At 60.1% G+C, this 26124-nt stretch carries 26 protein-coding genes; 11 read left to right on the top strand and 15 right to left on the bottom strand.

The window, feature by feature from the left end; genetic code table 11:
• Positions 1-236: 236 nt before the first annotated feature.
• From DNK06_RS08350 to DNK06_RS08330, 5 genes are all read left to right on the top strand, one after another.
• On the top strand, positions 237-500 hold the full coding sequence (locus DNK06_RS08350; RefSeq protein WP_131179567.1) for a hypothetical protein: 264 nt from the start codon (positions 237-239) through the stop codon (positions 498-500).
• A 270-nt stretch (positions 501-770) separates the two neighbouring features.
• On the top strand, positions 771-1112 hold the full coding sequence (locus tag DNK06_RS08345; protein WP_242674711.1) for a putative metalloprotease CJM1_0395 family protein: 342 nt from the start codon (positions 771-773) through the stop codon (positions 1110-1112).
• Between the two features lie 161 nt (positions 1113-1273).
• Positions 1274-3079, top strand: coding sequence for a phenylacyl-CoA dehydrogenase (locus DNK06_RS08340; RefSeq protein WP_131179566.1), 1806 nt, complete (start codon positions 1274-1276; stop codon positions 3077-3079).
• A gap of 281 nt (positions 3080-3360) precedes the next feature.
• The gene (locus tag DNK06_RS08335; protein ID WP_131179565.1) at positions 3361-4650 is read left to right on the top strand and encodes a GGDEF domain-containing protein; all 1290 of its coding nucleotides are present in this window, start codon (positions 3361-3363) and stop codon (positions 4648-4650) included.
• Positions 4651-4756: 106 nt separating this feature from the next.
• Entirely contained in the window at positions 4757-6535 is a 1779-nt protein-coding gene (locus DNK06_RS08330) for an acyl-CoA dehydrogenase C-terminal domain-containing protein (protein WP_131179564.1), read from the top strand.
• Positions 6536-6930: 395 nt separating this feature from the next.
• On the opposite strand, the gene DNK06_RS08325 is transcribed toward DNK06_RS08330, so the two are convergent.
• Positions 6931-7821 carry a LysR family transcriptional regulator gene (locus DNK06_RS08325; protein WP_131179563.1) on the bottom strand — a complete coding sequence of 297 codons (891 nt, stop codon included), beginning with the start codon at positions 7819-7821 and terminating at the stop codon, positions 6931-6933.
• A gap of 100 nt (positions 7822-7921) precedes the next feature.
• On the opposite strand from DNK06_RS08325, the gene DNK06_RS08320 reads away from it, so the two are divergent.
• The 4 genes from DNK06_RS08320 to DNK06_RS08305 are packed head-to-tail and all read left to right on the top strand — an operon-like array spanning position 7922 to position 10755.
• Entirely contained in the window at positions 7922-8620 is a 699-nt protein-coding gene (locus DNK06_RS08320) for an MOSC domain-containing protein (RefSeq protein ID WP_131179562.1), read from the top strand.
• A complete protein-coding gene (locus tag DNK06_RS08315; RefSeq protein WP_131179561.1) occupies positions 8617-8850 on the top strand; it encodes a hypothetical protein in 234 nt (77 codons plus the stop codon). Before DNK06_RS08320 ends, DNK06_RS08315 begins: the two co-directional genes overlap by 4 nt.
• Positions 8850-10046 (top strand): aminotransferase class III-fold pyridoxal phosphate-dependent enzyme, encoded by a 1197-nt coding sequence (locus DNK06_RS08310; RefSeq protein ID WP_131179560.1) that lies wholly within the window; start codon positions 8850-8852, stop codon positions 10044-10046. The genes DNK06_RS08315 and DNK06_RS08310 overlap by 1 nt, the downstream gene beginning before the upstream one ends.
• A 1-nt stretch (position 10047) precedes the next feature.
• On the top strand, positions 10048-10755 hold the full coding sequence (locus DNK06_RS08305) for a type 1 glutamine amidotransferase (protein ID WP_131179559.1): 708 nt from the start codon (positions 10048-10050) through the stop codon (positions 10753-10755).
• Positions 10756-10906: 151 nt separating this feature from the next.
• On the opposite strand, the gene DNK06_RS08300 is transcribed toward DNK06_RS08305, so the two are convergent.
• Entirely contained in the window at positions 10907-11467 is a 561-nt protein-coding gene (locus tag DNK06_RS08300) for an NADPH-dependent FMN reductase (protein ID WP_131179558.1), read from the bottom strand.
• Positions 11468-11677: 210 nt separating this feature from the next.
• On the opposite strand from DNK06_RS08300, the gene DNK06_RS08295 reads away from it, so the two are divergent.
• Entirely contained in the window at positions 11678-11836 is a 159-nt protein-coding gene (locus DNK06_RS08295; protein WP_131179557.1) for a YqaE/Pmp3 family membrane protein, read from the top strand.
• A 293-nt stretch (positions 11837-12129) separates the two neighbouring features.
• Here DNK06_RS08295 and DNK06_RS08290 read toward each other — a convergent pair whose 3' ends face one another.
• The 7 genes from DNK06_RS08290 to DNK06_RS08260 all read right to left on the bottom strand — a co-directional run bounded on the left by DNK06_RS08290 (position 12130) and on the right by DNK06_RS08260 (position 19494).
• Positions 12130-12594 (bottom strand): type IV pilin protein, encoded by a 465-nt coding sequence (locus DNK06_RS08290; RefSeq protein ID WP_131179556.1) that lies wholly within the window; start codon positions 12592-12594, stop codon positions 12130-12132.
• A complete protein-coding gene (locus tag DNK06_RS08285; RefSeq protein WP_242674765.1) occupies positions 12591-16160 on the bottom strand; it encodes a pilus assembly protein in 3570 nt (1189 codons plus the stop codon). The genes DNK06_RS08290 and DNK06_RS08285 overlap by 4 nt, the downstream gene beginning before the upstream one ends.
• A 149-nt stretch (positions 16161-16309) precedes the next feature.
• Positions 16310-16954, bottom strand: a complete 645-nt coding sequence (locus DNK06_RS08280; protein ID WP_131179554.1) for a PilX N-terminal domain-containing pilus assembly protein — start codon at positions 16952-16954, stop codon at positions 16310-16312.
• A complete protein-coding gene (locus DNK06_RS08275) occupies positions 16951-17796 on the bottom strand; it encodes a PilW family protein (RefSeq protein WP_131179553.1) in 846 nt (281 codons plus the stop codon). The genes DNK06_RS08280 and DNK06_RS08275 overlap by 4 nt, the downstream gene beginning before the upstream one ends.
• On the bottom strand, positions 17793-18365 hold the full coding sequence (gene pilV / locus DNK06_RS08270) for a type IV pilus modification protein PilV (RefSeq protein WP_242674766.1): 573 nt from the start codon (positions 18363-18365) through the stop codon (positions 17793-17795). The genes DNK06_RS08275 and pilV overlap by 4 nt, the downstream gene beginning before the upstream one ends.
• A 10-nt stretch (positions 18366-18375) precedes the next feature.
• On the bottom strand, positions 18376-18840 hold the full coding sequence (locus DNK06_RS08265; RefSeq protein WP_165493697.1) for a GspH/FimT family pseudopilin: 465 nt from the start codon (positions 18838-18840) through the stop codon (positions 18376-18378).
• A gap of 162 nt (positions 18841-19002) precedes the next feature.
• Positions 19003-19494 carry a GspH/FimT family pseudopilin gene (locus tag DNK06_RS08260; protein ID WP_131179698.1) on the bottom strand — a complete coding sequence of 164 codons (492 nt, stop codon included), beginning with the start codon at positions 19492-19494 and terminating at the stop codon, positions 19003-19005.
• A gap of 109 nt (positions 19495-19603) precedes the next feature.
• Here DNK06_RS08260 and thiO point away from each other — a divergent pair, with 109 nt between their 5' ends.
• Positions 19604-20698 (top strand): glycine oxidase ThiO, encoded by a 1095-nt coding sequence (gene thiO, locus DNK06_RS08255; protein ID WP_131179552.1) that lies wholly within the window; start codon positions 19604-19606, stop codon positions 20696-20698.
• 244 nt (positions 20699-20942) lie between these two features.
• Here the strand turns inward: thiO and DNK06_RS08250 are convergent, their stop codons facing one another.
• The 6 genes from DNK06_RS08250 to DNK06_RS08225 form a co-directional block, all read right to left on the bottom strand.
• Positions 20943-21314 (bottom strand): HepT-like ribonuclease domain-containing protein, encoded by a 372-nt coding sequence (locus DNK06_RS08250; protein ID WP_131179551.1) that lies wholly within the window; start codon positions 21312-21314, stop codon positions 20943-20945.
• Positions 21311-21601 (bottom strand): nucleotidyltransferase family protein, encoded by a 291-nt coding sequence (locus DNK06_RS08245; protein WP_131179550.1) that lies wholly within the window; start codon positions 21599-21601, stop codon positions 21311-21313. Before DNK06_RS08245 ends, DNK06_RS08250 begins: the two co-directional genes overlap by 4 nt.
• Positions 21602-21710: 109 nt before the next feature.
• Positions 21711-23048, bottom strand: coding sequence for a sigma-54-dependent transcriptional regulator (locus DNK06_RS08240; protein ID WP_131179549.1), 1338 nt, complete (start codon positions 23046-23048; stop codon positions 21711-21713).
• A gap of 7 nt (positions 23049-23055) precedes the next feature.
• Positions 23056-24648 (bottom strand): sensor histidine kinase, encoded by a 1593-nt coding sequence (locus DNK06_RS08235; protein ID WP_131179548.1) that lies wholly within the window; start codon positions 24646-24648, stop codon positions 23056-23058.
• Positions 24638-24880 carry a PP0621 family protein gene (locus DNK06_RS08230; RefSeq protein WP_131179547.1) on the bottom strand — a complete coding sequence of 81 codons (243 nt, stop codon included), beginning with the start codon at positions 24878-24880 and terminating at the stop codon, positions 24638-24640. The genes DNK06_RS08235 and DNK06_RS08230 overlap by 11 nt, the downstream gene beginning before the upstream one ends.
• A 143-nt stretch (positions 24881-25023) precedes the next feature.
• Positions 25024-26025, bottom strand: coding sequence for an outer membrane protein assembly factor BamD (locus tag DNK06_RS08225; RefSeq protein ID WP_131179546.1), 1002 nt, complete (start codon positions 26023-26025; stop codon positions 25024-25026).
• Positions 26026-26124: the final 99 nt, after the last annotated feature.

Here is a 26124-nt window from a genome sequence, read left to right as displayed (position 1 = left end):
GCCTGGATTAGCCGCAGGCGTAATCCGGGGCCGAAGGCCATGATCCATGGTTCAACGCGGGTCACCGACCGGCCGCTTGCGCCATATAGCGCCCTGTCAGGCGCCCCTTGATTCTGGCCCGCGAGATCGTGAACAGCTTCTAAGAAGCTGATTTATCCTCGATTTTTGGTTGTACGTTTTTTAAGCGGCTTCTGCTTAAATACATGCCATGAAGTTCCTGCAGCAGGAGACGTCCCATGCAGATTGCCCCCAGTGCCTTCAATGCTGGCATCAATACCATTCAATCCGGCCAGCGTCGCGTCGAGCAGGCTGCCGGTGACATCGCCAGTGCCCCCGTGACTGCCGAACGCGTACATGCCAATGAGCCGTCCGCCGCCCGCTCCGATATAGCGGACAAGATGGTCGAGATGCGTGTCGGGCAATACGAGGCCCAGGCCGGCGCTCGTGTCGTGGCAACCGCGGATAAGGTGTTAGGCACCTTGATCGACGTCACCGCCTAGTGTCGCGACAACGGTCATATGCCGGCCAGGGTGGTCGATGTGCCCGAGGCGGCAACGGGGTATCGTAATGTGGAATGGCAGCCATAAGTGGCGGACGGTCGTAGGATGGGTGCAACCCATCGGCATTGATGGGTTTCACCCATCCTACGGTTGCTTCGCCCCTTTGAGTGACCACTCAGCCGATCGCTCGGATACGACATTGATGTGTGACCCTACACCTATACCCGTGGGCCGGACGGCAAGCGCTATGCCACTGGTGGCGAGGTAAGTATCGACGTCGGGGCGGTAGCCAACGATCCACAGGCAACGCTGAGCAAGATGCAGATCGTGATACGGGCTGCCCTGGCGCCTGCCGAGCCCTCGGCACAGGATCGCAGTGTGGCCAGCCAGGCCCAGGCGCAAATGGCGGTGGCGCGCGCCGAACTCGCCGCGATGCAGCGCAGCGAAGCGGAGGTGTCGAAGGCTCCCGCCGACGAAGAGGGCAAGGAAAGCGACGACCCGTCAGTCAGCTCTGTCGGCCAGGAAACCCGCCCGGTGCCCGCAGGCATCGCTCTCTACGCCATGTCCGCAACTGATCAGGCATCCTCCGGCTTACTCGATCTGCACGCTTGAACGATCGAGGGCGGGCCTTGACAGTGATTGGGCGTAAACGTATGTTTCAAACATGTGTTTGAGTCGGCTGCACTGACAGCCGATTCCATATATGACCATTCTGCTAACGACCGCCTATCGGTCATCCCAAACATAAGAGACCACCCGCAGAGGTACCCGCTATGCCTGAATACAAGGCCCCCTTGCGCGACATCCGTTTCGTTCGTGACGAACTGCTCGGCTATGAAGCGCATTACCAGAGCCTGCCCGGCTGCCAGGACGCCACGCCAGACATGGTTGACGCCATCCTCGAGGAAGGCGCCAAGTTCTGCGAGCAGGTGCTCTCTCCGCTGAATCGCGTGGGCGATACCGAAGGCTGCACCTGGAGCGAATCCGGTGTGACGACACCGACAGGTTTCAAGGAAGCCTACAAGCAGTTCGTCGAAGGCGGCTGGCCGAGCCTGGCGCATGATGTCGAGCACGGTGGCCAAGGCCTGCCGGAGTCTCTGGGTCTGGCCGTCAGCGAAATGGTCGGCACCGCCAACTGGTCGTGGGGCATGTACCCGGGCCTGTCTCATGGCGCAATGAACACCATCTCCGCCCACGGCACTCCCGAGCAGCAGCACATCTACCTGACCAAGCTGGTGTCCGGCGAGTGGACGGGCACCATGTGCCTGACCGAATCGCACTGTGGCACCGACCTCGGCATGCTGCGTACCAAGGCCGAGCCTCAGGCTGACGGTTCCTACAAAGTCTCCGGCACCAAGATCTTCATCTCCGCTGGCGAGCACGACATGGCCGATAACATCGTGCATATCGTGCTGGCTCGCCTGCCGGACGCACCGGCTGGCACCAAGGGTATTTCCCTGTTCATCGTGCCGAAGTTCCTGCCCAATGCCGAAGGCGGCGTCGGTGAGCGCAACGCAGTGACCTGCGGCTCCCTCGAGCACAAGATGGGTATCCACGGTAACGCCACCTGCGTGATGAATTTCGACGCAGCCACCGGCTACCTGATCGGCCCGCCGAACAAGGGCCTGAACTGCATGTTCACCTTCATGAACACCGCCCGTCTGGGTACTGCGTTGCAGGGGCTGGCCCACGCCGAAGCCGGCTTCCAGGGCGGCATCAAGTACGCCCGTGAGCGCCTGCAAATGCGCTCGCTGACTGGCCCGAAAGCGCCGGAAAAAGCGGCCGACCCTATCATCGTGCACCCCGATGTACGTCGCATGCTGCTGACCATGAAGGCGTTCGCCGAGGGCAACCGGGCGATGGTCTACTTCACCGCCAAGCAGGTGGACATCCTCAAGCACAGCCAGGATGAAGAGCAGAGGAAAGCCGCAGATGGTCTGATGGCTTTCCTGACGCCGATCGCCAAGGCGTTCATGACCGAGGTGGGCTTCGAGTCGGCTTCCCACGGCATGCAGATCTACGGCGGTCACGGTTTCATCAGCGAGTGGGGCATGGAGCAGAACCTGCGCGACTGCCGCATCTCCATGATGTACGAAGGCACCACCGGCGTTCAGGCCCTCGACCTGCTGGGCCGCAAGGTACTGATGACCCAGGGCGAAGCGCTCAAGGGCTTCACCAAGATCGTCCACAAGTTCTGCCAGGCCAACGAAGGCAACGAATCGATCAAGGCATTCGTCGAGCCGCTGGCCAAGCTGAACAAGGAGTGGGGCGAGCTGACCATGAAGATCGGCATGGCCGCCATGAAGGATCGCGAGGAAGTCGGTGCCGCGTCGGTGGATTACCTGATGTACTCCGGTTATGCCTGCCTGGCTTACTTCTGGGCCGACATGGCGCGTGTCGCGGCGGAGAAGATCGCCACGGGCGAGGGTGACCAGGCCTTCTACAAGGCCAAGCTGCAGACCGCACAGTTCTACTATGCGCGCATCCTGCCGCGTACCCGCACCCACGTTGCAACCATGCTGTCCGGCGCAAGCAGCCTGATGGACATGAACGAGGAAGACTTCGCGCTGGGTTATTGATAGCCCAGGCGTTGAAAGAACCGCGGCCCATCGGGTCGCGGTTTTTTATGGCCCTCCATCCCTGGCGGCAACCCTTCGAGCCGTCGCAAGCGACGTTGAAAATGGCTCCCGGCCATTTTTATGGCTGTCATTCGTGGTCTGCACCATCTGGAACACAACTGCCCGGCGTGCAGGTTTGCGAGCGCGCGAAAAAGAGGGATCACGATGTGAGCTGATCCCGTGCGCCGCCAACTAAACACAGGCAAAATGCCAGTCTCTTTTCGGTCATTGCGGAGCTCGCCTTGTCGCGCCTAGCCGCCCTGCGCTTGGGACACTTTCTGCCGGCGTTGTTGTTGCTCGGTGGTGGATGGCTGGCTGCGACTCTGCCGAGTCTGACCGACTTCTTCACTTCGCTCTTCAATGTCCTGCCGACCCTGTTGTTGCTTCTAGGCGGCACCTTTTGCGTGGTCTATGGCCGGCAGCGCGAACTGTTCCTGCTATTGGTGCTCTACCTGGGTTATTTCGTGCTCGATGAGCAGGCCGATCATTACCGCGATTTCGGTCAGGTACGCGATGACGCGGCGCTGGTCTTTCACCTCTGCAGCCTGTTGTTGCCAGCGCTCTACGGGTTGTTCGCGCTGTGGCACGAGCGCACGCACCTGATCCAGGATCTGATTGCCCGTGTGGCGGTGCTGCTGGCTGCTTGCGCAGTGGCCGCGGCGCTTGCGCGGCGTTTTCCACAGGCACTGGAGCAGTGGTTGTCGGTGATCCGCTGGCCCGCGCTGCATGCCGAGTGGATGAGCCTGGTACAGCTGGCTTATCCGCTATTTCTGCTGGTCATCGTCGCGCTGCTGGTGCAGTACCTGCGCACGCCGCGCCCGGTGCACGCCGTGCAGTGTGTTGGCGTGATCGCCCTGTTGTGGATGCTGCCCAATACCTTTATCCATCCCCATGCGCTGCAGGTGATGTCCAGTGTGGTGATGTTGATGATCGTCGTCGGCGTGGCCCACGAGGCTTACCAGATGGCGTTCCGTGACGAGCTCACCGGGCTGCCGGGCCGCCGTGCGCTGAACGAGCGGTTGCAACGGCTGGGGCGCAATTACGTACTCGCCATGGCGGATGTCGATCACTTCAAGAAATTCAACGATACCCACGGCCACGATGTCGGTGATCAGGTGCTGCGTCTGGTCGCCAGCCAGCTGCGCAAGGTCGGCGGTGGGGGCAAGGTATATCGCTATGGCGGCGAGGAATTCACCCTGGTGTTTCCGGGCAAGACCATCGAGCAGTGCCTGCCGCACCTGGAGGCGATACGCCAGGCCGTGGAGCAGTATCAGATTCAGCTGCGTGATCGGCAAAAGCGCCCCGGTGATGATCAGCTCGGCCGCCAGCGCCGCACTGGTGCTGGCGCCACCCATGTGTCGGTGACGGTCAGCATCGGCGTGGCGCAACGCGGTGACGAACAGCGCAGCGTGGAGGAAGTGCTCAAGGCCGCCGACAAGGCGCTGTACGGCGCCAAGAGTGCCGGGCGCAACTGCGTGAGCAGCCAGGTGCAGCGGCGCGGCGCAGTCAAGCTGAAGGCTGATCGGGCCTGAATGACAGCGTGATCGATCAGTGGCTGATCGGTCACGACACGACCCTATGTGTCTGAAAAGTTGTTGGGCTAGACTCGGGGTCTGAACGTGCTACCGAGGACTTCCCATGGCCGATTATCAAGCTCCCCTGCGTGACATGCGCTTCGTGCTCAACGAGGTTTTACAGGTCTCAAAACTGTGGGCGCAGCTGCCGGCCCTGGCCGAGGTCGTCGATGAGGAAACCGCCAATGCGATCCTCGAGGAAGCGGGCAAGATCACCGCAGGCATGATCGCGCCACTGAACCGGGCGAGCGATGAAGAAGGCTGTTCCTGGGCCAACGGCGTGGTCACCACGCCAGCCGGTTTCATCGAGGCCTACAAGGCGTATGCCGAAGGGGGCTGGGTCGGGGTGGGTGGCGATCCGCAGTTCGGCGGTATGGGCATGCCCAAGGTGATTTCCGCCCAGGTCGAGGAGATGGTCAACTCGTCCAGCCTGTCGTTCGGCCTCTATCCGATGCTGACTGCGGGGGCCTGCCTGTCGATCAACGCGCACGCCAGCGAAGAGCTGAAGCAGGCCTACCTGCCGAACATGTATGCCGGTGTCTGGGCCGGCTCCATGTGCCTGACCGAACCGCATGCCGGTACCGATCTGGGCATCATCCGCACCAAGGCCGAGCCGCAGACCGACGGCAGCTACAAGGTCAGCGGCACCAAGATATTCATCACTGGCGGCGAGCACGACCTGACCGAGAACATCATTCACCTGGTGCTGGCCAAACTGCCCGACGCACCCGTTGGGCCCAAGGGCATTTCGCTGTTTCTGGTGCCCAAGTTCCTGGTCAATGCCGACGGTTCTCTGGGCGAGCGCAATGCGCTGTCCTGCGGCTCGATCGAGCACAAGATGGGCATCAAGGCGTCCAGCACCTGCGTGATGAACTTCGACGCTGCCACCGGTTACATCATCGATGCGCCGAACCGTGGTCTGGCGGCGATGTTCACCATGATGAACTATGAGCGCCTGGGCGTCGGTATCCAGGGCCTGTCGACCGGCGAGCGTTCCTACCAGAGTGCCATCGAGTACGCCCGCGAGCGCATCCAGAGCCGCGCCCCGGGTGGTGCGGTGGCCAAGGACAAGGTGGCCGACCCGATCATCGTGCATCCGGACGTGCGTCGCATGTTGCTGACCATGAAGGCGCTGAACGAAGGCGGGCGTGCCTTCTCCAGCTACGTCGCCATGCAGCTCGACACCGCCAAGTACAGCATCGATCCGACCACCCGCAAGCGCGCCGAAGAGCTGGTGGCGCTGCTGACGCCGGTGGCCAAGGCGTTCCTGACCGATCTCGGGCTGGAAACCACCATTCACGGTCAACAGGTTTTCGGTGGGCACGGTTACGTGCGTGAGTGGGGCCAGGAGCAGCTGGTGCGCGACTGTCGCATCACGCAGATCTACGAAGGCACCAATGGTATCCAGGCGCTGGATCTGGTCGGCCGCAAGATCGTGGGCAGCGGCGGCGCTTTCTCCCGGCATTTCACCGATGAGATTCGCGCCTTCGCCAGCGCCGCGGATGCACCGCCTGCCGAGTTCAGTGGGCCGTTGTTGGCGGCGGTCGCCAACCTGGAAGAGCAAACGACTGCATTGCTCGAGCGTGCGCGTAGCAATCCCAACGAGATCGGCGCGGCGTCGGTGGAGTATCTGCATCTGTTCGGTTACACCGCCTACGCCTATATGTGGGCACTGATGGCCAAGGCGGCACTGGGCAAGGAAGGGCAGGATGATTTTTATGCCAGTAAGCTGGGCACCGCGCGTTTCTACTTCGCCCGTCTGCTGCCGCGCATTCATTCGTTGAGCGCGTCGGTGAGCGCCGGCAGCGAAAGCCTTTACCTGCTCGATGCCGAGCAGTTCTGACGGCTGCAGGACTGGTGTGGTGCATGTAGGCTATCGCTTACATGCAGTTCTGCCTTTGACCACTATTGGCACCTGCAAGCGAAGCATAATCTTCGTTCAGGGACTTGGCGCAGGAAGCGCACTGGACAGACAGGGATACGTGGGATGCTGCCAGGATGGCAAGCTGACAAGGACGTCAGGATACAATCTGCAAAACCCCGCCTCGGCGGGGTTTTCTTTGTGCGGCAAACAAAAACCGTGGCGCCTGGTGATCTCCTACAGGTAAACGACGGATTACACCTCCCCGCGTTCACCGTAAACCGGTAGGGCGTATTAGCCGAAGGCGTAATCCGCCGCAAGAAATCGGCATCACCGCGCATGTCCCCAAACAACAATATGCCCCGCATTTACGAGGCTCACTGCGGCTTCTGAATGACCCCGTCGAGCACCGAGCGCAACAGCTCCAGCATCGCCTGCTGGCGCTGCGCATCACGAAATACCAAGCCGACTTTCAGCGGTACGCGTGGCTCGCTCAATGGCTTCCATAGCAGGCCCTGGTTGGCGTGCATCTGCCGGGCGCGACCGGGCAGTACGGTGGCCAGCGGTGTATGCATCAGGCTGTCGAGAATACCGCCCATGTGGTTCAGTTCCGCCTGTACCCGTGGCCTGCGGCCGAGCAGGGCCAATTGCTCCTGCCAGATCTGGCGGATGCGAAACTCCTCACCGAGTAGCAGCATGGGCAGCTCAGCGGCCTGGGCCAGGGACACCTTCTTGAACTCGCGCAGCGAATGGTTCTGGGGTATCACCAGTTGCAGTTCGTCTTCGTAGAGCTCCAGGCTGTGCAACCCCGGCTGACGCGGCGGCAGGAAGCCGATGCCGATATCCAGGCTGCCGGTCAGCAGGCGTCGCTCGATATCGATCCCCGACAATTCATAGATACGCACGATAAGGTGCGGTTGAGCCTGGTGCAGGCGCTCCAGCAGCAGCGGCACGAGGCTGGCGTTGACCGTTTGCAGCACGCCGATGGCCAGTGTGCGCGGCCCTTGCCCGCGGAAGCCACGCAGGGCTTCCTGGGCGCGTTCCAGGCCATCGAGCAGCGGCAGCGCGTGGTTGTACAAGGTGTGGGCGGCCAGGGTCGGTAGCAGGCGTTTGCCGGTGCGCTCGAACAGGGCGACCTCCTGCTGTCGCTCCAGCTGACTGACCTGCTGCGAGAGCGCGGGCTGGGAAATGCTCAGGCGCTCGGCGGCCCGGCCAACATGGCCTTCCTCATAGAGTGCGACGAAATAGCGAAGCTGTCTGAAATCCATAAGTAGAGCTTATAGATAAAGCTGGAAAATCGAAATGGCTTGCTATTGGCCTAACCCCATAATCTAGGATCTCCTAAGTTTCAGGGCGGCGGATAAGGTAATGAGCAGGCTGAGCGTGGCTGGGGTTTTCATAGGTAAAGCCGAAGATATTGGCGGCGGGCTGCGTAGCGCCATCGACAAGCGTCCGCTCAGTCACCGCCTGTGGTTATGGCCGCAGGGGTTGGGCAACGATGAGCAGGGCGACACGCGCTTTCATGGCGGCCCGGAGCGGGCCCTGCACCACTATCCGGCCGAGCACTACGCCCATTGGCGCGAGCGCTACCCGCAGGTCAGCTGGCAGGCGCCGGGCTTTGGGGAGAATCTCTCCACCCTGGGAATGACCGAGAGGCAGGTGTGCATCGGCGATGTGTTTCGCTGGGGCGACGCGCTGCTGCAGGTCAGCCAGCCACGCTCACCTTGCTATCGCCTGAGTCGGCGCTGGTCGCTGCAGCAGTTGCCGCATGAAGTGCAGGACAGTGGCCGCTGTGGCTGGTTCTACCGCGTGCTCAAGCCGGGTTTTGTCAGCGTGGAAAATCCTCTCGAGCTTTCCGAGCGTCCCTATCCGTCGCTGAGCGTGGCCCAGGCGGTGGCGTACTTCTTCCACACGCCTCTGGAGCGTGAGGGGTTGCAGCAGTTGCAGATGTGCCCGGTACTGTCAGCACGCTGGCGTGAGCAGGTCTCACAGCGGCTGGCTTCTGGCCGCCTGGAAGACTGGTCGGCGCGCCTGCTCGGCCGGCCGTTGGAGGGCATCAGCGCATGAGTGACTACCGTATCGTGCTGTCACGCAACGGCTTGTTGCTGACCGAGATGAGCGTCAGCAGCGCCCGTTACGTCGAGGTCTGCCGCGAGTTGCGCCTGCGCTTTCCGAGCGACGAAGGATTCGAGCTGTACATCGAACGGCGCCGCGAGCTGCGCCGTATCCTCGAGCAGAGTTCCCAGGGGTTGCGCTTGCTGGGTGTCGAGTACCGCCATGAAGAGGTACCGCAGTGATGCGCGACCCACTAGCGAGCCTGCGTCTGATGAATACCGTGGTACGTCCTGAACAGATTTTCGTGCGGGGGCAGGGCTCCTGGCTGTGGGATGCCGACGGGCGCGCCTACCTGGACTTCACCCAGGGTTGGGCGGTCAACAGCCTCGGTCATAGCCCGACCGTGCTGGTGGAGGCGCTCAAGCGTCAGGCCGAACAACTGATCAATCCCGGGCCGGCGTTCTACAACCGCGGCATGCTCGAACTGGCTTCTCGCCTTTGTCAGGCCAGCGGCAGTGACCAGGCGTATTTCCTCAACAGCGGCGCGGAAGCCAACGAAGGGGCGATCAAACTGGCGCGCAAGTGGGGGCGGATTCACCGCGCTGGCGCCTCGGGCATCGTCACCGCGCGCCACGCTTTCCATGGCCGCACACTGGCGACCATGGCGGCCTCCGGCAAGCCAGCTTTCGAAGGCTTGTTCGCGCCGGTGATGCCGGGCTTCAGCAAGGTGCCGTTCAACGATCTGCAGGCGTTGGCGGCGAGCATCGATGACAACACGGCGGCGGTGATGCTCGAGCCGGTGCAAGGCGAGGCGGGCGTTGTTCCGGCTACGCTGGAGTACCTGCAGGGCGCCGAACGGCTGTGTCGTGAGCGGGGCGTGCTGCTCATCCTCGACGAGGTGCAGACCGGCATTGGCCGTTGCGGCGCATTGTTGGCGGAGGAGCTGTACGGCGTGCGCGCCGATGTCATCACGCTGGGCAAGGGGCTCGGTGGTGGCGTGCCGCTGGCAGCGCTATTGGCCCGCGGCAACGCCTGTTGTTTCGAGCCGGGCGAGCAGGGCGGAACCTACCATGGTAACGCCCTGATGACCTCGGCCGGGCTGGCGGTGCTCGACACCGTGCTGGAGGCGGGGTTTCTCGAACAGGTGCGGCAGGTAGGCGAGCATCTACGTGATGGGCTGTCGCGCCTGGCCAGGCGGCATGGTCATGGCGCGGTGCGTGGGCAGGGCTTGCTGCTGGCTCTGCCGCTGGTTGATCTCGATGCCGGCGTGGTGGCTCGTGTCGCCTTCGAGGAAGGCCTGCTGATCAACGCGCCCCAGGCCGATTGCCTGCGTTTTTCTCCGGCGCTGACGGTCAGCTCCGGTAATGTCGATGAAATGCTGCGGCGCCTGACTCGGGCTTTTTCCCGCGCCAAGTGCATAGCGATGGAGGTGGTCTGACATGCGTGTCGCGATCATTCAGCACGTGCCCTTCGAGGGGCCGGCGGCGATCCTGGACTGGCTGGCGGGTTATGCCGTACGGCCCGAGGTCTTCCTGCCTTATGAGGACGGTCGTCTACCTACGGTCGAGTGCTTCGACCTGTTGATCCTGCTCGGTGGGCCGATGAGCGTGCACGATGAGGTTTCGTTGCCCTGGCTGTCTGCTGAAAAGCGCCTGATCCATCAGGCGCTGATGGCCGGTAAACGCCTGCTTGGTATCTGCCTGGGTGGCCAGTTGTTGGCCGAAGCCCTGGGCGCGCCGGTTACGCGCTGCACAGGCGCGGAAATCGGCTGGTGGCCGCTGGAAAAGCACGTCGATTCCAGCCGCTCGCCATTGGGGCGAATGCTGCCGCAGCGGCTGATGGCGTTGCATTGGCACGGTGAGCAGTTCGCCATTCCCAAAGGCGCGATTGCGCTCTATGGGTCGGCAGCCTGCGCTAATCAGGGTTTTGTCTGGCGCGAGCGCGCCGTGGCGCTGCAATGCCATCTGGAGAGTACGGCCGAAAGTGTCGAAGCCCTGCTGGCGCACTGTGCCGATGAACTGTCCCGCCCTGGTGCGATACAGGATCGCGCCGCGCTGCGCGATGGCATTTCCCATGGGCGCTCGGCCAACAGCACGCTGTTTCGCCTGCTCGACTACCTCACGGGCGGCCATGCCCATCTCACCTGATCTACCGTCGGATAGGCTTCCTGGACGACATCTCCGGCACTATCACAATTCTTGGTGAGTGCGCCGCATGGTTGAGCAGCGCCCTGCAGCAGGACGGGAAGATATTCAGCTTCTTGGCAGGGAGCCTTGTCAGGCTCCCTGTTGGACGCACTCAGCCCTTGGCGGTCTTCTCGACCCAGGCGGCGTAGGCATCGATGAACTTCTGCAGGAACGGCTTGATGCTGTCGCCCAGCTTGCCGCTCTCATCGAAGAAGTTGCCTGCGCCACCCAGATAGGCTTCCGGTTGTTGCAGCAGTGGCATGTCGAGAAATACCAGCGCCTGGCGCAATTGGTGGTTGGCACCGAAGCCACCGACGGCACCCGGTGAGGCACTGAGCACGCCGGCCGGCTTGCCGCTGAATACGCTCTGCCCGTAAGGGCGCGAGCCCACGTCCACGGCATTCTTCAGGGGCGCGGGGATCGAGCGGTTGTATTCCGGGGTGACGAACAGCACGGCGTCCGCTGCCTTCACTTGAGCGCGGAAACTGGTGTAGGCCGCCGGTGCAGGATCGACGTCGATGTCTTCGTTGTACAGCGGCAATTCGCCAATTTCGACGATTTTCAGACTAAGGTTCTGCGGAGCCAGATCGGCCAGCGCCAAGGCGAGTTTACGGTTGATCGACGCCTTGCGCAGGCTGCCAACCAGTACGGCCACGTTATAGGTCTTGCTCATAGGAATTCCCTTGCGGAGGAGTGGAGCGGTTATAGACAGGCCAGAACACTATAGACGCCTCCGATCATCGTGTGAAAGCCCGCCGAAGACGCGTCGCAGGGGCCATGCGCGGCATCGCAGGCGGCCCGATTTTCCTTGAACCGGATGCCAATGGCGGAAGTCGATTGTCAGGTATCGCCCAGCCGGGCCAACCTCAATAGGACATACATCATGGATCTGATCCGCATTCTGATCGCCATTATCCTCCCTCCGCTCGGTGTATTCCTGCAGGTCGGCTTTGCCGGTGCCTTCTGGCTGAACATCCTGCTGACGCTGTGCGGGTATATCCCCGGCATCATTCATGCGGTGTACATCATCGCCAAGCGCTGAAGTCCCAGCTGCTTCAGACATCGCTCAAACGGCCAGGCGGCTACGCCGTTTGCACGGTGGAAGCGTCCAAATCGGGTTGTCCTGAATCATCGATCCGTTGTGGTTTCACGACCACATGCTGGCGATATGGTCGCATCGAATGAAGGGCAGATAGCAACAGTAACGGGAGAGGTGTAGTTGGGGCAGAGATTAATGCGAGGGCAACCTTGGACGCGTCCTGGCCTTCGGAGCGCGTGCGAAGCCTTATCCAGCAGATAAGGAATGCCCCAGCGATTGCCGCTGGGGCCGGAATATCAGCGCCAGCAGTCGCTGGCACTGGCTCCTGTAGCAGTGATTCCACGTTCTCCTCTGGCATTAAGCGTCAGGTTGCCGCATTTGGTGTCGTTGAATTGTTGAGTGGCAGTCAGGGTATAGCCACCATCTGTGTTTTCCTTGCTGATCGAAAACACATATTTATCCGTGGGAGATTTGTTGCCTGGTCGCAGGGATAAGCCGAGATCGCCAATTTTGGCATTATCAGTGACATAGACATTGTTCTGGCTGAAGTAGCGCTCCTGACGCGCCGACGCATCGCTGAGCAATGCTTGCCCTTCTGTGCGATTACCACGTTTCACGTATTCGCCGTAGTTAGGGTAAGCAATGGCCGCAAGGATGCCGATGATGACTACCACGATCATCATCTCGATCAGAGTAAAACCCGCTTGCTCCGCATTGCCATTGCGATTGCCAGGTAACGCGAAGCTTTTAGAACGACTCATTCCTGCTCCTCCGTACGGCGCCAGCTTTGGCGGCCGATGCTGCTCGGGTCTGGATAGATATTGATGCACGATTGGCCTGTGCAGTACTGGTAACTGCTGTCAGGGTTTTGCGATACGGTACCACCGCCTTCTCCGTCCTGACGAACGGCCGAAACTATGCTTGTGCCGACATCAGTGGTTGGTGTGTAGTCAAAAGCCTTCTGGGAAGTTCTTCCGCCCGAATAGGGGTTGAGTGCGTAGGTCCAGTTGCTCGCACCGTCGCCACAGGGGTCGTCGTTAGGTACCAGGGATTGAAAGAAAATGGTGCGACCCAACTGCGACATGTTTTCTACCACCATCTCGCCATCGGTCTGCACCAGATTCAGGTACCAGCCATTCTGCGCCGACAACGTGGCGCCCGACGAATCGGTGGATTCCTGCCAGCGAACAGTATTGTCGCTGATAACCCGCCCTTGGGCCGTGCCGCCATCGGCCGATACGGTAGTCGTTGTGGTGATGCTCTGCGCCTGCAGGCTCGAGCGAGAGATATTGGGGTTGCTCGCTGTCTCTCCAAGCGTCTGTTTGTCCCAGATGCCATAAACGCTCTGGGCCATGCTCTTGTCGCCTTCCTTGTCGGCAGTATCGAAGAAGCGTCCAGTACCGAAGACAATCAGATAGCCAGTACCGCTTGGGTGAGTCACGAGGCTAGGCGCGGAGGTAATGGCTTGGCGCTGCGTACCAGCAGTATCCGCTGATGCTCTGAACAGCGGATTGCCACCAAAACCTACCTTGAAAGCGCTGGCAGGGACGTCATTCGTGACTTTGAACGGGGCAGTCGCATCTTGCGTGGCGCGCAGCAGGTCGAAGCGCCACATGTTGCCCTGCAGGTCACCCGCATAGGCATAATCGGCTGTGCCGTCACCGTTGAAGTCGCCCAGTTTGGGCGTCGAAAGGCCGTTAGCCACGCCGTTGGTACCCTGTACCTCCAGGCTTCTCAGGAGCGTGCCTTCCATTGCATCGACAATGAACAGCGCTGCCTTGCCATTGGTGTTGTTGGCGCTCTCGTAGCCGTTACCGAAGACTACGGCCCATTTGCCGGTATGTAAGCGAGCAATAGTCGGTTGGGAGAAGCTGTAGCCCATTTTTACCGCATTGGTATCGGTAATAGAGTTTTCATCGAACTGCCACAGCAGCTTCTCCTGCCCAGGCGTGGTGATATCCAGGGCAAAGATGGACTTGCCGCCCGCTTTCAATGTGCCGACCAGAATGGTACGCCACTCGGTTCCTGTATAAACATCAGCGACTACAGGCGAGCCCTCTACATAGAATTCATGGCTGTAGTTGGTGCCCGTAAGCTTGTTGAGTTTCGGGAAGACCGCAGAAGGGATAAAGGCGAACTCCTCGACGCCCGTCAAGGCATTGAAACCGTGCAGCATGCCGTCATTACCGCCGACATAGATACGTGGCGAACGCGAAGCGATAGAGTTCTTAAAATCTGTGTAACGGGTATTGCCTTCCAGATTATTGGAGAATTGCTCCAGATAACGCGGAGTATTCAGCACTACTGCGGGAGTGGATGAGTAGAAGTCGCCCAGCACGCCACTGCGCTGCCTGTAAGTAGTGCCTTCACCCGCGCGATTGCCCCTTAAATAGCTGAGCCGCTCCGCGCCTTTGGTATCGACGGCATTGGCGTTTTCTGGGTCGCGATTCAGATAAGTGAGCAGCGTAGTGCCCGAATAGCTGGTCAACGCTGCGTTATTCGCGTCGAAGTCTGCCAGACCTGTATTGCCTGTGCCGGCGATCTTGATGTTGCGGGTGCCAGGCACGTTGGCCTTGGCGCTCCAGACCTCCTTGGTTTCCAGAGTACTGGTCTCGGCATTCCAGCTTTTTTCAAAGCGCTTGACGTCGCCTGACCAGTTGTCATCGCTGGCGTAAGAGGTCTGGTAGGAAACCGTTTTGAGCGTACCGTTATCGTTTTCGTCCGTGCTGACCTGGCCTGAGTTGATGGCTGGGCGGGCCGCCGTGGATTTACGGTCGGCGATGCGGGAAAGGATGTCATCGAATGCCTGAACCATGGCTTCAGGACTGTCCACACTGAAGAATTCGCCGCGCGAGTTGATCGCGGCGTGCCACAGGTCGTAGACATTGTTGGCGCTGCCACTGGAGGCCGCTGGCCAGGTCGCAGTGCCATCGACCAGGTTGTTGTAGCCGGTGCCAGTGAAGGTGCTGCCAGCCCAGGGCACATTGGTGTTGTTGAGCGATTCAGTCAGGCCCAGGCCCATCACGAAGTTGGTCATATGCTGCCAGGTGGCCGGGTCGTTGCGCGCGTTCCAGTAGTCGGTAGTGGTGTCGCCGCTCTTGAAGGGAATATAGGCCGGTACCTTGTTGTCCAGGCTTGGTTGGAGATCGGTAGCCCAGTAGTGCATGGCTAGGTCGGCGAGAGTCTGCGCCTGGCTGTCATAGAAGGGTTTACGCTCACTGTAAGTGCGCCCATCCGGCAGGGTGAAGGTGGTCGCGTCGTGACGGAAGTTGCTGGGCATAGTGGTAGTGGCGTTCCACTGCCCATCGGTCATCAGAATGTGGTAGCTGGCGCGGCAGGCGTAGGTGTTCTGAGTGGTGTTACCAGTACCGTTGGGATTTTTCTGCCAGGGCGCGGCGGTGGTGTAGAACTCGCCCGCGCGTTTAAGTGCTGCTGGCAGGGGGGTGCTCTGGTTGAAATTGATGTTTTGTAGCCAGGCGTAGAGTTGTCCCTTGTGCGTAGCCGAGTATTCCTTGAGGGAGTTGTTATAGCAATTGCTGGTGTCGTTGCCGGTAAAACTGGTGCAGTTGCCAAGGCCTTGCCAAGTCAGACGCACTGAGGACGACAGGTCATAGAAGGCCAGCGCTGCGGCGGAAATAGTGGCCAGGGCTCGGTTGCGATAGAAGGAATACCAGTTGGCGAAGTTCTGCTGCTGGTCGCTGCTGACGAAGTTTAGTCGGTAGCAGTTTTCGTTGGCCGTGGTGCAGTTGGTGGCCAGGGTGGCGTCATAGGTGTAGTAGTAAGCCGGTACGCCGCGTTGTGCCAACGTGGCAGTGAAGTTGTTGTTTGAGCCGGTACAAGTGGCCGTGACGGTGACCCCAGCGAGGGTCGCCGTGGCAGTGCAGGAATTGTTGCCGCTTCGGGTGATGGCGAAACTGATGTTGCCCTTGGTCACCGTGGTGGTGCCGTTGGTGGTGCGAGTCGCACTGGCGCTGAAGTCTGCGGAGGGGTTTTCCCCCAAGCGGTTGCTGGTATTGCTGTAGCCGTAGGCCGTGGCCTGGGTACTGAGCAGGTCGTAGCTCCAGGTGAATTTGTAGTTGCTACGCAGGTCGATGCTGCCGTAGGTACTCTTGTAACCGTTGAGCAGGGCGGCGCTGTAGCTGGTGGAGAGCTGCTGCTCGGTGCCGGCTGTGCTGAACACGATCGGTGCGCTGTAGGAGATATTGGGGTTGAAGTACAGCGGGTTGAAATCGCTCGATTTGGCCCGTCGAGTGGCATGTACGCCATTGATGTTATCGGGGGCGAAAGCCCAGCGCATACTACCCGAGTCGTCCAGAGTCAGCGCCATGTTAGGCGGTACGCCAACAGTCAAACTCAGTGGGCTTTGTGAAACAGCTGCGTAGCTATTGGCGCCGTGCAGCAGTGCAACACCGAAAACAGTATAAGAAAGCACTTTGGCGTAAGAGGTGAGCTGAAGAAGTTTCATTATGCCGGCTCTCAATTGTTCAGGCCCAGATAGATGTTGGCGTGCGTCGACTGCAGGTAGACCTGATCGTCCGCCTTGGAATTGTTGAGGTAGTAATAAGTACCTTGCCCTTCGGCAACCATTCCGTATTCCGCGTTGATTGCAGCATTGCTGGAGGTAACTGCGCGCGTGCTATTCCAATGAGTTGTTTGGTTGCTGGTGGTTTCTCGGTTGCCCGCGACCGTTTGGTTGGCCGCATCCGTTCCCCGGTAAGGCATCCACAGCAGGCTGTTATTGGACTCTGATTTGAGATAGCTCGCACTTGTCAGCCAGGGTTTTTCAACGAAATTAAGCAAATCATCGTCGTTGATGGCCAGCAGGCAAGGCTTATTAAGGCCATTGGCTTTCAGCGTATTGGTAAGCGCGCAGTTGGCGGCGTTACCCTCAAGTTTGTCTGCCAGGTTGGCCGGGCCGTAATAGCGGAATTCGGCCTCGCGCAGGGCGGCATCGGCGGCGCTTTGTTGCTGAGTGTCGTGGGCTCGGTTGGCGGTAATACGGCTTTCCAGGGTAGTGCCACGCATGCTGCCAACCGCCAGTAAAGTCAGTACCAGCAGCATGACGAGGGCGATCATCAGGACGGCACCTCCCTGATTACGACGACCAGAAAGAGAATTCATGGCATTAGGTTCCTAACAGTCTGGGTATTTCCAACAACCTGGTAAATGCGCTTGTTATCACCGCTTTGCAGGCGTGTTTTGGTGGTGGCAGGAGCCAGTGCCAGCCAGTCGGTCAGCACTTTTGAGTCATCACTGTCACGCTGGCCCGTGCGGCTGGCGAGCAGCAGTGAATAGCGTACGCTGCGGATGGCACCAGCACTGGTCGTCCAGTCTTTCTGGGGGACGTAAGAGGTCACTTCTTTCGACAGTACGTCAGTGCTGCCAATACCGAAGTCCAGACGCATGTCGGCAATGCCGGTGAGCTGTTCGGTAAATTGGGGGGTAGCGACGTTAAGGCTTTTGCACAGCAGCCTGCCATTCTGCAATTCACCTGAGGCGCCCTCTTCGTATTTGAGGGCAAGCACGATCAGGCTGCTTGCGGCGACATCGGGGAAGGCTTTGGTATAGACGGTGCTGCTGGCGACCCCCTGGCAGTCCAGCTCACCGCTAACCTGGGGCTGGTAGCGCACGCAGAACCCGGTGCCTTCGGCAGGATCCAGCCCGGTGACCGATGCACCAGCGCTAAAGGCTAGGCAGCCGCCAGAAGCTGTTTGCTCCGGAAAGGTCATTTCCAAGAGGTTGGAAGGTGTACGACGGTAGCCGGCTTTGCCCAGATATTGGTCAAATATCAATGCAGCGAAACGGCCACTGTCCAGATTCCCGCTCTGGCTTTGCTGGAAAAGATAATGGCGCTGGTTGTCGATGTAGACCTGAGTAATCCCCAGTATCAGAAAGCTGCTGATAGCCAGAGCAATCATCAGTTCGACCAGCGACAGGCCCGCCTGGCGTGTGATTCGATTCATGGCTGCACTCGCACGGTGTAGGTACAAACAGTAGAGGTATTGCTGGTATCGGCGGCATCCAGGCAGGCGCCTTCACGCACCTGCCAGGCCAGGCGTATCTCGATCATCGAGCCTTGATTGTTGCAATTGCCCGCGCTACTGCTGCGGCAGATATAGGTATCGCTCACGAACACGGTTGAGCCGCCCGGTAGCAGTGCCTTGACTCTGCTTGCCCAACAATCACGCTGCTCTTTGGCGGTTTTCGCCACTATGGTGTCAGTGGCGACGCAGTCGGCACTACTGGAAAAGTCCTGAGCCTTGGTCTTGTAAAAAATCGAACTGGAGGTGAGCCCGCTATTCATCGGTGCAGCAGGCGCGGTATTGCTAAAAGTCTCTTCCGGATACGCGCGAATGATTTCGACCAGTTCACTGGCCAGATCTACCGCCACATTGCGCTGCACCGAATCCTGAGCGTACTGCACACTGCGCCCCTGTAACGCGACCATGCCAAGTACGCCGACAGTGGTCAGCAGCAATGCGACCAATACCTCGATCAGGCTGAAACCTTTGGTATTTCTGTTCATCGCCATTCCCCGGGCTTTACTGGCAGGCAGTCATATTGGTGGAGGTTTCCTTTTTGCCCCTCGGCCAACTCTGGATACTGCCGCTGGCCTTGATGTCGATAGTGAAACCGTTGGCGAAGTCGCTGCCTTGACAAGTGATCAGCTGGGCATCTGTTCCTGTGCCGTTGTATCGAAAAGCGATCTCATCCACAGAGGCAGTTACCTGTAGCTTTTCAGGTACATCCAGCGTACGTAATGGGTCTTCGTCGTCATCATCGCAAACCTTCTTGACTGCCCAGGCGTCACCGCTATCTATCGTTGCCTTGCAGACTTTGAGGAACGTTCGCTGCTCGACGGCCGTGCTGCGGGTGTATTGCAGCAATGAAAGCAATTCGTTATTGAAAGACTGAGTACGGCTCTTGTTGATGAACTGGGTAAAGCTCGGTACAGCGATGGCGGCGAAGATGCCGAGCAACGTGACGACGATCATCAGTTCGATCAAGGTGAAGCCACGTTGCGTGCGCAAGCACACTAAATAATGGCAATCCGAGAGTCTTGGCATGGTTGTCCAGTCTAAATACAGGAGGGCGGACGAATCCTGACGGCTTCGCTGGCGCCTGTCTTCTTACTGGGGATGATCGGTTCTGATGCACGGATGACTGGTCTAGCAGCATCTTGAGTTGCCACTGGTAACCAGTTTCAAGCGGCCTTGACGGTTGAGTACCAGCTGCCAGTGAGGCCCATTGCTGTTGCAGATGGAGAAGGTACCGTTGCTGACCCAGCTCGTGCCGTTGCTATGGAAACGGATGCTGTTGCTGCCGAATCCCGCCCAGCACAAATCTTTCGTGGGCGCCGCTTGCTGTCGAAGAATCTTTGGCTCCTTGCCGACCGTGGTAATCAACCAGTAGCTGCCCCATCCGCCATCACAGTTTTCGCCGTCGCTGGAGCCACATAGCTGATGGGGGCGTCCGAGCGTAATGGCGTTGGCACGTGTTTGTTGAATATGACGGGCAAGTAGATCGCGCGAAGATTCCTGGCGTTTGCTTTCTTGAAACCGGGCGAATGCCGGAATGGCCAGGCTGATGAGAATCGCCACTAGCGTTATGGCAGTCAGCAACTCCACAAGGCTGAATGCCTTCTGTTGATTTCCATTCATGGTGCAAATCCCTATGCGCGTATGATTGGCGGCCTTCCTGGCCTGCCTTTTCTGTTTAGACCCTGAGGTGTCGCTGTCAAGGCTTGCCGTTTACGCGATGGGGTGAGTTGTGCGTTCGGATGTGATCGTTATCGGCGGTGGGGTCATTGGGTTGTTGTCGGCGTATCAACTGGCGACGGCGGGCAAGCGCGTCACGCTAGTGGATCGTGGATCTGTCGGGGGCGAGGCTTCCTGGGCAGGGGGCGGGATCGTCTCGCCGCTGTATCCCTGGCGCTATAGCCAGGCAGTGACGGCGCTGGCCCATTGGTCTCAGGATTATTACCCGGGCCTCGGTCAGCAACTGCTGGCGTGTACCGGTCTGGATCCGGAGGTGCATGTCACCGGCTTGTACTGGCTGGATCTGGACGATCAGGCTGAGGCGCTGGCTTGGGCGCAGCGCGAAGGGCGGCCGCTGCATGAGGTGTCCGCTGCATCGGCTTATGCCGCGGTACCGCCGCTGGGTGCAGGGTTCCAACGGGCGATTTATATGTCTGGTGTGGCCAACGTGCGCAATCCGCGGCTGGTGAAATCGCTGCGGGCGGCGCTGCAGGGCATGCCTGCGGTCACTCTGCGCGAGCACGACCCCGTCGAGGGATTCGTCCGCGAGGGGGCTCGAATCGTCGGGGTGCGCACTGCCGACGGCGAGCTGTTGGCGGATCAGGTGGCGGTGGCGGCCGGAGCCTGGAGTGGCGAGGTGCTGCAGAGCCTGGGGTTGGCGCTTCCGGTGGAGCCGGTCAAGGGGCAGATGATCCTGTTCAAATGTGCCGAGGACTTCTTGCCAAGCATGGTGCTGGCCCGCGGGCGCTATGCGATCCCTCGTCGCGACGGCCATATTCTGGTAGGCAGCACCCTGGAACATGCCGGGTTCGACAAGACGCCTACCGAAGATGCTCTGGCCAGCCTGCGCGCCTCGGCCGAAGCCTTGCTGCCGGCGCTGAAGGATGCCGAGGTCGTGGGGCATTGGGCGGGGTTGCGACCCGGGTCGCCTGAGGGGATTCCCTTCATTGGCGAGGTGCCCGGCCATGAGGGGCTGTGGCTGAACTGCGGGCATTACCGCAATGGCCTGGTATTGGCACCGGCATCGTGCCGGTTACTGGCTGACCTGATGCTGGGGCGTGAGCCGATTATCGATCCGGCGCCTTATGCACCGATATTACGTTTATAAGCGTTGGCGGAGGTCAGTGACGCAGAAGGCGGGGTTTCACCCTACCAGGCTGTTGAAAAACTACCTACGTTGCCATCGCGGCGTTAAAAACAGGCTCAAAATGCTCATTTACAACACGTAAACTGCGCTTTTGACTCACTTCGTTCGCCCTGCGGGCCAGCCTTCGGCTGTTACTCCGCTGCGCTACGTTTCGCCTGTTTTTGCCTTGCGCTGGCTGCCTCGCCTACATTTTTCTAACGGCCTGCTACTGGCTGGCGGTATCTGAATCATCTCTACTATCGACAGTGAGCAACTGCTCGAGCAATTCCGGTAGCGCCGTTTGTACCGTTTCCCAAACGATGTCGAGATTAATATCAAAGTAGCCATGGGCAATGCGGTTGCGCATACCGCGCATGTTTCGCCATGGAATTTGGGGGTTCTCGTTCACGAACTGGATATGCCCATCCATTAACTTGGTTACAGCTTCACCGATAATAATGAAATTCATGATGACGGCTTGCTGCGTGCGTTTATCGGTATCGAAATCGTCTTTATCCAAACCCTCGACGAAGCTGCATGCATCCCTTGCGGCTTGTCTCATGTGGCTGAGATAGTCGTCCAGACGATACTTTTTCAAACCGATCGTGCCTCTGACAGCACTTGTTCGCGGAAGCTGGCGGGCAAGTCGCCGGGAGTGAGCAGATCTACCTGAACGCCGAGAATCTCTTCCAGCTCAGCCTGCAAACCACCGAGGTCGAATAGGGTTGCTCCAGGGAGAGCGTCCACTAGCAGGTCGAGATCACTGCCCTCTTGGTCAGTACCATGCAGTACTGAGCCGAATACACGTGGGTTGGCTGCGCGAAAGCGGCTGGTCGCTTCGCGGATGGCGGCTCGTTTTAGATCAAGTGCTAGCGACGGTTTCACGCTATTTCTCGATGAACTCAAGTGAGGGAATCCTAGCACAGGATCATTCGTGTAACGGCTAACGGCTAACGGCTAACGGCTAACGGGCAGCAGCCATTTTCACCGATGGTCAGTCGATCCCCAGCTTCTTCAGTCTGTAGCGCATCGAGCGGAAGCTCAAGCCCAGGCGCTGGGCTGCGGCGGTGCGGTTCCAGCGGGTTTCTTCGAGAGCCTGCATGATCAGTTTGCGCTCGACGTCTTCCAGGTAGTCCTCGATGTTGTCGATCTGCGCCAGGCTGGCATCACCATTTTCACCAGCGGGTGACGCATCGACCAGGCGCAGGTCGTTGGCGCAGATCACGTCGCCTTCACACAGGGTGTAGGCGCGCTCCAGCATGTTCTCCAGTTCGCGTACGTTGCCGGGAAAGCGGTAGCTCTTGAGCTTGTCCAGGGCTGGCCCATCGAGTTTCACGGGCGGCAGGCCGATGCCTTCGTTCAGGCGCTTGAGCATTACGTCGGCCAGCAGCGGGATGTCTTCGCGGCGTTCGCGCAGTGGAGGCACGCGGAGTTCGATGACATTGAGACGGTAGTACAGATCCTGACGGAAGCGCCCTGCGGCCACTTCGGCGGCCAGATCCTTGTGGGTAGCGCAGAGGATGCGGGTATCCACCACGACCTCCTGCTGGCCGCCGACGCTGCGAATGGCTTTCTCCTGGATCGCCCGCAGCAGTTTGACCTGCATGGTCAGCGGCAGGTCGGCTACTTCGTCGAGGAACAGGCTGCCGCCATGGGCGGCCTGGAACAGGCCCTGCTTGTCTTCGATGGCGCCGGTGAAGCTGCCTTTCTTGTGACCGAAAAACTCGCTTTCCATCAGTTCCGACGGAATCGCACCGCAGTTGACCGGCACGAAGGCGCGCTCTCGGCGCGGCCCCTGCTCGTGAATCAGTCGGGCGACCAGCTCCTTGCCGCTACCGGATTCGCCACTGATATATACCGGTGCCTGGCTGCGCGCCAGCTTCTGGATCTGCGCTCGCAGGGCGCGCATGGGTGGCGATTCGCCGAGCAGACGGCTGGCGCCTGGTGCTTCTTCATCCTGGTCGGCGCCCAGGCGCAGGGCGGTGGCGACCAGCTCGCGCAGGCGACCGAGATCGACCGGTTTGGTGAGAAAGTCGAAGGCGCCGGCCTTGAGCGCGTTGATCGCGGTATCCAGGCTGCCAAAGGCGGTAATCATGGCCACGGGCGTTTGCGGATAGCGCTGCTGGATGTGCTGCACGATATCCAGGCCGGTGCCGTCGGGCAGGCGCATGTCGGTCAGGCACAGGTCGAATGGCTCCTTGGCCAGCCAGTCGCGCGCTTCCTTGACGTTGCGCGCGCTGCGCGTGTCGAGTTTCATGCGCCCGAGGGTAATCTCCAGCAGCTCGCGGATATCGGGTTCGTCGTCGACAATCAGGGCTCTCTGGTGGTTCATCGGTCGTTCAGCTCATTTTTCGCGGATGAGCGAAGGTAATACGGAAACATGCACCGCCGCCTTCGCGTGGTTTGTAGTGAAGATGAGCCTGATTGCTTTCACAGAGCTCGCGGGAAATATACAGGCCCAGGCCGGTGCCTTTGTTTTCCGTGGTGTAGAAAGGTTCGAAGATGTGATGCAGTTGTTCTGTCGTGATGCCCGGGCCGTCATCGAGCACCTCGAGCACCGGCAGATCACTGTGCGAATCGCGAAACAGTTTCAGCCACACCTGACCCCGGGGATTGAGCTGGGCACTGTAACGCAGGCCGTTCTGTACCAGGTTGGTGATCACCTGGGTCAGCTGGTTCGGATCCATGCGGGTCTGGATGTTGCTGCCCTCGATACTCAGGTGCAGGATTCTCGAGGCCGTGGCGGTGCTGCGAAATTCGGCAGCGTAGCGATGCAGCCAATACCTGAGATCCAGCAGTTGCGGCTCTGCCTGACGTCGCCTCGACAGTTGCAGGACGTTCTCGATGATCAGGTTCATGCGCCGGGAGTGATCCTGGATGATCTGCGCCAGGCGCTGATCTGGCCCGTGCAGGTCTTCGGACTCCTGCAGCAATTGTGCAGCATGGCTGATGGCGCCCAGCGGGTTGCGAATCTCGTGGGCGATGCCTGCGGTCAGCCGGCCCAGGGCGACCAGTTTGAGCTGCTGGGCCTGTTGGGCGATCTGCGAGATATCGTCGAGCAGGATCAGCGTGTGGCGCTGGCCGCCTCGCTGCAAGGAGATGAAGCTGGGCTGCAGGGTCGGGCCGTCGGCGCGGGCCTGCAAGTTGGTCGGACGCAGGCTGGTGTTTTCCAGCCAGTACTGCAGGCGTTTGACCAGTTCGGTGCAGTGCGGGTCGAGAATCTTGCCGGCCAGGTTCTCTCGGCCGAGCAAGCTCAAGGCGGACTGATTGGCCAGCAGCACGCGATGCTGTTCGTCCACCACCAGGATGCCGGTGCGCATGCGCTGCAGAATCAGGTTGTTCAAGGCTTCGAGGTCGGCGACATCGGCGGCTCGCTGCTCGGCGAGGATTTCACTGGCTTGCAGGCGCCGCGTCAGGCCCTGCACGAACAGCGCTGCAGTGAAGCAAAGAGCGCCCAGTGCGCCGGCCTGCACATACTGGCTGCTGGCCTGGGGGTGACTGAGGCTGAGGTAGAACGTCAGGTAGATCAGGCCGATCGTCGCACTCGCTGCGATCAGCACGCCGACCCTGCCGCGCAGCAGGATATTGGCGATCGCCACCGCAACGATCAGCAGGTTGCCGATACCGCTGGGTGTGCCGCCGCCGGCATAGAACAGAGTCGACAGCAGGATCACGTCGACCAGGGCCACGCCGAACACCTGAACCAGGCTGCGCGGGTTTTGAATGATCAGCGCGACGAAGATATTGAGGATCAGATACAGCCAACTGGTGCCGCGGAACAGCGGCACGTGTGCCAGTTCGAGCAGTTCACCATCCAGGTCGGCGGAGATCAGCAGAACCAGCAGGACACCGATGAGCAATCGGTAAAGGTGGTACAGCCTGAAAATACGGCGACCCTGCTGGCCGCTTAGAGCGAGACCTTCAGCGATCACCGGGCTTGGGGCCTTGTTCGAGATGGGCCTGGCTGCAATACCAGCGCTGTGCCAGTTGCACGGCGTGCTCTTGTGGCGTGTGCACGCCGCAATGGGCACAGCGCACCATCGGTGTTGGGGTTTCCGCTGGCGGCGGCGCCTGGCGTCGACGCGCCGCACCGAAGTAGCGGCGCCAAACCCAGATGACTGCAAAAATGATGGCAATCCAGAACAGCAGGCGGAACAGGCCCATGGCGCTCTCTTCACATAGATGAATGCACCAGTTTAGCTAAGGAAGGGGTGGGCGGACAGCCGCTTGGTCAGCGTTTTTGCAGTGCAGAAACGCAAGATGCCAGTCGGTTGACTGGCATCTTGGTTAACGCGGTGCTGCCAGGATCAGTCGAACAGGCCGAAGGTCATGTAACTGAACCAGGAGCGCTTGCTGCCTTGCGGCTCTTCGCTTTGCTCACTCTGGTTTTCCGGTTTCAGTTCAGCCGGGATCTGATCCGAGGCTTCTTCGTACTGACGAATCACGTCCTGGCTCGCCTGGGTCTGGCTTGGCGGTGGCGGTACGTCGCTTTCGATCAGACCCAGCGTGGCCCTGGCCAGCCACGAACGATTATCGGCGTCTTCCTCGCGAGGCACGAATTCGCCGTTGACCAGGTTCGGGTGATCCGGATAGTTGAGCTTGAGCGTTTCCAGGCTGGTGGCTGCCAGGTCGTCCAGGGTCAGGCGCTGATAAGCCTCGACCATCACGGCCAGGCCATCGCCGACGGATGGCGTTTCCTGGAAGTTTTCCACCACGTAGCGGCCACGGTTGGCGGCGGCGACATAGGCCTGACGGGTCAGGTAGTAGTGGGCAACGTGGATTTCGTAGGAGGCCAGCAGGTTGCGCAGGTAGATCATGCGCTGCTTGGCATCCGGCGCGTAGCGGCTGTTCGGGTAGCGGCTGGTGAGCTGGGCGAACTCGTTGTAGGAGTCGCGGGCCGCGCCCGGGTCACGCTTGGTCATGTCCAGCGGCAGGAAGCGCGCAACAATGCCGCGATCCTGATCGAACGATGCCAGGCCCTTCAGGTAGTAGGCGTAGTCGACGTTCGGGTGCTGCGGGTGCAGGCGGATGAAACGCTCGGCGGAGGAGCGCGCAGCTTCCGGCTCGGCGTTCTTGTAGTTGGCGTAGATCAGCTCGAGCTGCGACTGTTCGGCATAGCGGCCGAACGGGTAGCGGGACTCCAGGGCCTTGAGCTTGGTGACGGCGCTGGTGTAGCTGCCGTTGTCCAGATCTGTCTGAGCCTGCTGGTAGAGTTCGGCCTCGCTGAGGTTTTCATCCAGGACTTCCTTGGACGAACAGGCGGCGGTGAGTGCGAGGATGGCGATCAGCAGCAGGTGTTTCACTTGCATGGCGGCTTGCGTCCCTGGGACGGCGGCTGTCTTGGGCAGGGCCGTCCTGTTATGATGAGCGCCCCCGGTACCCCTGGGGCAAAGACGCCGTATTTAACC

Source organism: Phytopseudomonas daroniae (genome assembly GCF_004327285.1).
GTDB lineage: Bacteria > Pseudomonadota > Gammaproteobacteria > Pseudomonadales > Pseudomonadaceae > Aquipseudomonas > Aquipseudomonas daroniae.
The sequence above is the reverse complement of the archived record's forward strand: the minus strand, read 5'-3'. Positions and strand labels throughout refer to the sequence as shown.